The sequence below is a fragment of the Candidatus Electronema sp. JC genome, assembly GCF_048287365.2.
Taxonomy (GTDB): domain Bacteria; phylum Desulfobacterota; class Desulfobulbia; order Desulfobulbales; family Desulfobulbaceae; genus Electronema.
The window spans coordinates 47,899-54,380 of the sequence record NZ_JBLWEM020000001.1; the positions used below are offsets into that span (position 1 = coordinate 47,899).

Annotated in this window: 7 protein-coding genes; 3 read left to right on the plus strand and 4 right to left on the minus strand. The window is 63.5% G+C overall.

Annotated elements, in window-relative coordinates:
- Positions 1-4 precede the first annotated feature (4 nt).
- Complete coding sequence (locus ACNKH3_RS00225) at positions 5-1,579, plus strand: hypothetical protein (RefSeq protein WP_420207796.1); 1,575 nt, start codon at positions 5-7, stop codon at positions 1,577-1,579.
- 230 nt (positions 1,580-1,809) lie between these two features.
- Here the strand turns inward: ACNKH3_RS00225 and tatC are convergent, their stop codons facing one another.
- Together tatC and tatB are read right to left on the minus strand one after the other, a co-directional pair.
- On the minus strand, positions 1,810-2,529 hold the full coding sequence (tatC, locus tag ACNKH3_RS00230; protein ID WP_420207797.1) for a twin-arginine translocase subunit TatC: 720 nt from the start codon (positions 2,527-2,529) through the stop codon (positions 1,810-1,812).
- Positions 2,526-2,969, minus strand: coding sequence for a Sec-independent protein translocase protein TatB (gene tatB / locus ACNKH3_RS00235; protein ID WP_420207798.1), 444 nt, complete (start codon positions 2,967-2,969; stop codon positions 2,526-2,528). Before tatB ends, tatC begins: the two co-directional genes overlap by 4 nt.
- A 168-nt stretch (positions 2,970-3,137) precedes the next feature.
- On the opposite strand from tatB, the gene ACNKH3_RS00240 reads away from it, so the two are divergent.
- Complete coding sequence (locus ACNKH3_RS00240) at positions 3,138-4,241, plus strand: SO_0444 family Cu/Zn efflux transporter (protein WP_420207799.1); 1,104 nt, start codon at positions 3,138-3,140, stop codon at positions 4,239-4,241.
- A 132-nt stretch (positions 4,242-4,373) separates the two neighbouring features.
- On the opposite strand, the gene ACNKH3_RS00245 is transcribed toward ACNKH3_RS00240, so the two are convergent.
- Together ACNKH3_RS00245 and ACNKH3_RS00250 are read right to left on the minus strand one after the other, a co-directional pair.
- Complete coding sequence (locus ACNKH3_RS00245; protein WP_420207800.1) at positions 4,374-4,547, minus strand: hypothetical protein; 174 nt, start codon at positions 4,545-4,547, stop codon at positions 4,374-4,376.
- Positions 4,548-4,560: 13 nt separating this feature from the next.
- Positions 4,561-5,640: a hypothetical protein gene (locus tag ACNKH3_RS00250; protein ID WP_420207801.1), complete on the minus strand. Its 1,080-nt coding sequence runs from the start codon at positions 5,638-5,640 to the stop codon at positions 4,561-4,563.
- Positions 5,641-6,013: 373 nt separating this feature from the next.
- Between ACNKH3_RS00250 and ACNKH3_RS00255 the strand changes: the two genes are divergently transcribed.
- The coding region (locus ACNKH3_RS00255; RefSeq protein WP_420207802.1) for an FG-GAP repeat protein at positions 6,014-6,482 on the plus strand (469 nt) is incomplete at its 3' end.

A 6,482-nucleotide genomic window follows, 5' to 3' on the forward strand; every position in this document is an offset into this window, starting at 1 on the left:
GGCGATGCGGCTGGCCGGACTCTGGGCGCGGCTGCTGCGGCTCTTCGGCTGGCGCGATCGAGCGGAGGAGGAACCCGCTGAAGCCGAGGCAACAGAGCCGCCCGATCCGCATCAAGCCGGGCTTGCGCTGGCTGCCGCTGGCGACCTGTCAGGTTGCCTGCGGCTCTGGAGCAAAGCTGATCATTTTGACAACGCTGAAGAGATATTGCGCGTCCAGCTCCTGCTGCTGGAAGAGCTGCGCCGCCGCTTGGATGCCGGGCCGCTGGAGGCGGAAGAAGAAGTCTTTGCGCTGGCCGATGAGTTCGCCCTGTTTGATCTGCCCGGCGGCGCGGAGCTGCTGGCCCGCTGCCGCAGCATCCGGCTGGCCCGATTCTGGCAGGCCGGGCGGCTGGAGGACATCGCGGCAATGGCTGATCAGACGGACTGGCTCCAGCCCGCCGCGCTGGCCGTGCAGGCCAAGGCCCTTTGCCAGCTCATGGCGGCGGAAGAGCCGGTTCCGGCGGCGCGGGCGCGGCAGTTCATCGACGCATGGCTGACGCTGCTTTTCCACCCGGAAGCCGGGCCGCAGGCAGAAGCGCTGCGGCAGGCCCTGCTGAACTTCGGCATGGAACGGCTGCGGCGGCAGGCGGACCGGCTGGCGGACGGCGGCGCGGAATTGCTTCAGCAGTGGCACGAGACGCTGGATATCTTGGAATCATTGCGTAAGCTGACAGCCGGCCCGGTCTGCGCTCCGGCTTTAGCTCTTCGGGCTGGGCTGGCGGAGCGGCACTGCGCCCTGATCAGGAACGGGCGGGCGGCTTTCGCCGATGAGGCGGCATGGCTGGCGGCAGGCGCGACCTATTCCGCTGCGGGCCATGCCTTGATTCTGATCCGCGAGGGGCGGCACGAGAACGCGCTCGACGCGCTGGCGGACGTGGAGGAGGACGCTGATCCCTTCACCATCTGGGGCGCGGCGGAAATTCGGGCTGCCTGCGGCCTGCGCTGTCTTCTTGACGGGCGGCTGCGCGAGGCGGAACAGATGCTGACCGGCTGCGGCCCGGCGCATTGGACGGCGGAGCTGGAGAAACGGCTGCTGGCTGTGCTGGAGCGCGATGAGGAGCTGGACGGCGGGCGGCTGACCGCCTGCATGAGCATTCTCTCTCTGCTGCCGGAAGACAGCCCGGCAGGCGGCGCGTTCTGCGCGGCTTTGACCAGTCAGGCTGTGCGGCTGCGGGCTGAAGGCGCGTCTCCCCGCCTGCTGGCAGCTGTGACTGCCAAGGCCGCCGCGCTCCAGCCCGGCGACGAGTTCGCCCAGAAGCTGCACGACGAGGCCCGCCTCAGCCTTGAACTGGCGCAGTTGGACGAAGCCTTTGCCTGTGACTGCTTCGCCGAGGCCGCCCGCGTCGCCGCCGCCAGCCGTTTCCCGCAGGCGCGGGAGCATTTTTTTGCAGAAGCCGGACGAGCTGCGGCCCGCGCCGAATGTGGCGGTTGCCTTGATAAGGAAGCGGCGGCCTGTGTGCTGAAAGAGCTGCTGACAGCCTGCTCCGCTGTGGATGCTGAACACGGCGCTGTCAAACAGATGCGGCGGGCATTGTCATGAATCCGTTCAGAATCCTCAATCTCGGCCAAGATGCGGAACCGGCGGAGGTCATGCGTGCGGCGGCGCAGGCGCTGCGGGAGCGGCGGCATTCCGCCCGCGAAATTGCGGTGGCCCGGCAGATGCTGATGGATCCCGCGCAGCGGGCCGTGCTCGTTTTCCTGCATTTCACGGACATCGCTCCGCTGCTCAGGCAGCCTGAAGAAGCCGCCGCGCAGCGGCTTGAAAACTTGTCAAACTGTAGCCCGGACAAAGACCCGCACTGCTATGATGCCTGCCTCGTACAGCCCGAAGAGCGGCAGGGCGAGCAGGACTGTGGCGGTGAGGTCGCCCGCCGCGAGCAGGAAAGCGAGAACGACTATGGCGATGTAGAAAAATTTGCGCTTGCGGCGGAAGTGGCCGTGCTGCACCAGCCCGGCTGCTGCGGCCATGACCATCAGGAAGGGAATCTCAAAGGAGACAGCCAGAGCCAGCACCATGCGGGCGGCAAAGGCCAGGTAGAGATTGAGCTTGAGCATGGGCTGAAGATTCTCGCCGGAATAGCTCATGAAAAAGGCCAGGGCGCGGGGCAGGACGATGAAAAAGGCGAAGAGCGCGCCTGCCAGAAACAGCCCGCCGGACCAGAAGATGATCCGCCGGGCCAGCCGCTTCTCGTGGGCCAGCAGGCCGGGCGCGGCGAACATCCACGCCTGATAGAGCAGAAAGGGGAAGCTGGCCGTGATGCCGCAGAGCAGGGCCAGCTTGAGGTAGGAAATGAACGCGTCGGTCAGGCGGGTGTAGACTAATTTGCCCGGCTGGGTGTGCGCCAGCAGCGGGTGGAGGGCAAAGGCCGCAAGCTGCTCGATGAAGAGCCACGCCAGCCCGGTGCAGACCGCGACGGCAAGGGCGGAGACTAACAGCCGTTTGCGCAGCTCCTCGTGGTGGGGCCGGAGCTGTTCGAGAAAGGCGATCATGCCGCTGGTTCGGGCGGCGGCGGGACAGGATTCTTGCCGACCACCCGCTCCTCTGCGGCAGGCTCTTCCTCAGCCGCCGCCGCAGCTTCCGCCGCTGGCTGCTCCTCGTGCAGAGGCCGGGCGGTCAAAGACTCCATGTCGGCCTCGATCTCCGCATCAACCTCGCCATTGACCGGCGGCCTGCGCGGCGTGCCGCCGATCTCGTCGTCAGCCAGCAGCCTGCGCTGCATCTGCCCGGCGGTCTGGCGCAAGTCCTCCTTCACCGAGCTGATGGCCTGTGTTTCCTCGCTCAGGCTCTCCTTGATCTGATTCATCGCCCCGCGCAGCTCGTTCACGCCTTTGGCCAAAGAGCGGGCCAAGTCAGGCAGCTTGTCCGGCCCGACCACAATCAGGGCCACCACCAGGATGACAATCATTTCAGGAAGGCCGATGCCGAACATTGCGCTGTCTCGCTGCTGGAAGGATGAGGGAACTGGCTGAAGGGAAAAATGTACGTGATTTGCCGCCGCCTGTCAAGCGGCGCGGCGCGCTGCCGCTTTCCCGTTGACAGACGGGCGCGGAGTGCGTTTAGATGCCCAGACTGATTCCTTTCTCCAACGAGGTGCATCATGCTCTCTTTTCTTGCCGAGGCCGTCCAAGCCTCCTGGACGCTGCTCAATCAGGCCGCCTTCTACATCCTCTTCGGCCTGCTGGTGGGCGGCCTGCTGAAGACCTTCCTCTCGCCCGCCTACGTGGCCAAGCATCTGGGCAAGGGCCGCTTCAGCTCGGTCTTCAAGGCGGCCCTGCTCGGCATTCCGATCCCGCTCTGCTCCTGCGGCGTGCTGCCCGCTGCGGCCACGCTGAAAAAGCAGGGAGCGAACAACGGCGCGGTGGCCGCCTTCCTCATCTCCACGCCGGAATCCGGGTTGGACTCCATCTCCATGACCTGGGCCTTGCTCGATCCGATCATGACTGTGGCCCGCCCGGTCTCGGCCTTCATCTCCGCTGCCGCAGCCGGACTGCTGGAGAACAGCATCTCCTTCGAGCCGCCGCAGGCCGCGCCGCCTTCGCCGTTCCGCATGGCCGGAGCTTCGGCGCCTGCCGAGCCTGCGCCGCCGCAGGGCTTCATCGCCAAGCTCAAGGCCGGTGTGCAGTATATGGTCAACGACCTCTGGCCGGACATCGTGGGCTGGTTCTTCATCGGCATCATCGCCGGAGGGGTGATTACTGCTCTGGTGCCGGACGAGATCTTCTCCGCCTGGCTGGGCGGCGGCCTCTCCTCCATGCTGCTGATGCTGGCGGTCGGCATTCCGCTCTACATCTGCGCCTCAGCCTCAACCCCGATTGCCGCCGCCTTCATCCTCAAAGGAGCCAGCCCCGGCGCCGCGCTGGTCTTCCTGCTCGCAGGGCCGGCCACTAACATCACCTCGCTGACCGTGCTCATAGGCATTCTTGGCAAGCGGGCCACGGCGCTGTATCTGCTCTCCATCGCCGTGGTCAGCGTCATCTGCGGCCTGATCGTGGACGCAGTCTATCTCTCCCTTGGCATCAAGGCGGCGGCTGTGGTCGGCAAGCATGGCGAGATGCTGCCGGACTGGCTCATGCTGGCCGCTGTGCTGCTGCTCTTCGCCCTGTCGGTGCGCCCGCTGCTGCGCGGCCTGCGCCGCCGCTTCAGCAAGGCGGAGAAAAAACCTTCCTGCTGCGCTGCTCAGTCTGAGCAGCAGAAAAAGTAGCTTTTGAGATTCCCGTATGTGTTTGTCCGTTCTGCGGACGGCACATGGAGCCAGCAGGCGGCTGTGTGATCTGCGCCGCTCCCTCCGGGCACTCCGCTGACAAGCTCCCTGAGCGGAGCCGAAGGGAGCGGTTCATGAACCGCTCCCAGCTTCCTGTCTCGCCCAGTTCAGCAGACCACCCGCAGCAATAATCTCCCGATACCGCCGGGAAAGCTCGCAGATGGCCTGCACCGCCCTGCCGCCGATTTCCACGGCGATCAGCTCCGCGCCTGCCAGCACTGCTTCACGCAGGCCGGGAATCACCATCTCCGTGCCCTGCTTACGCCGTCTCCACCTTCAGCACATCTACGAGCCTGCCGCCATAGTCATTGCGGATCATCTCCTTCAATGCCGCATACGCATTCACCCGGATGTTCAGACTGCTCACAGCCGAGCCAGCAAAGCCTTGCAGGGTGACTGCCCCATTCGCGGTGACTTTCATCTCTGCACCTGCTGCGCCACCCTCTTTCATATCCAGCAAACTGAAGAGCAACGCATCACTGCGCACGTCAAATACTGCTTGGATGCGCAGCGTTGCATCTGCCGCCACGCTGCCGCCGGTGACGCTGACATGCGGACTGCTCTCCTTGCCGCTGAGAATGCCGACTTCCGGCGGGTTGGGATGGCCCATCTTGGTCAAGGTCAGCGGTGTGCGCAGCATCCGTCCATAGCTGCCGGTGCGCAGGGTGCCGTGCTCGCTGTAGCGGGTGCTGATTGAAACCGTGTACTCGTTGTTCCACGGATGCGCCTGCGCTGGGATCGTTGGCATCAGCAGTATCTCGCTCGAATCAACGCGGACAAAACGGCTCTGCGCCGAGCTGCCGCTCTGGGTGCCTTCGAGCACGCACCCGCCGTTGTCCGGCGCGGTCTGGTCAAAGGCAAGGTTGCTGCCGGTCAGCAGCAGCACGCCGTCTGGGTTGAGCACATTTTTCAGTCCAAGCACGGTATCCTGCGCGGTGCTGATCAGGGGCAGCTTTTTCTCCTCCGGCAGACGTTCGGCCTGCGCATTCTGGCACAAAAATTCGACAAAGGGCGGCGAGACCCGGACATTGACTTGCAGGCACTCGTCCAAAGGCGGCAGCGGGTCGTCCGGGCTGTCCAGGCGGCCAGTGAAGGACGGAAAATAGCTGAAGCTGCCCTCCAGCGTCACCTGTTCGCCATTGAGCAGCCGCTCCTGGATGGCTTCCGTTTCCGTGTTCAAGATGGTCAGGATATCAGACTCATTGAAGTTCGGATGTTTCCGGGCGATGTCAGCGGCGATATCCTTGCGGCTGGCCTTGTTGCGGGGCACAAAACGAATCCAGTAGGATTGCGGCGTGGTGAGGGCATTGATTTCGGGCCGCCATTGAAGAGTCGCCATGATCTTTCTCCTTGCTTAAACAGTTGAGATAACCGTGCAAACCTTATACCGCCAATCCTAAGACGGCGAAGCCTGCCTGTCAAGGATTTTGCTGCTGATTTTTGCAGGCGCCTTGGCGGAAGAACGATAGGTTCCTCTCTCTGCTGACGATAGGCTCCTATCGAGTTTGGCGATAGGTGCCTATCGTTCTGAGAGTGAGGCGCCTTGCTGCAAAATGAGCAGGAGCGTGACGCTGAAGGAAAAGCGGCAGCGGCAGCGTGCTTTTCTTATTGATATGTTACGCATTCCGAACTATGCTCCCCCTATTCGCACGGCCAGCATTCCATTGGATGAGGGCGGAAGAAAATCACATCCTTGCACAAGGAGGAGCAAAATGAGAAAACAGACGTATTGGCGTATGCTGCTTGCGGCATTCTTTTTGCTTATGCTGGCTGGAGGCACGGCGCAGGCGGCCATTGATCCAGCCACAGCGCAGAAGCTGATGGCCTCGGACGGTGCGGTCGAAGATCATTTCGGCAGAAGCATAGCTATATCCGGTGATACGGCGGTGATCGGGGCTGATGGGGATGACGACAACGGCATTGATTCCGGCTCTGCCTATGTCTTTGTCCGGGCTACTGACGGCACATGGACGCAGCAGGCGAAACTGCTGGCCTTAGATGGTGCGGCTGGAGATCATTTCGGCTTTAGCGTGGCTGTATCCGGTGACACGGCAGTAATCGGAGCTTATGGTGATGACGACACAGGCATTGATTCCGGCTCTGTTTATGTCTTTGGCCGGGCGGCGGACGGCACATGGAGCCAGCAGGTCAAGGTGCCAGCCTTGGATGGTGCTGCTGGAG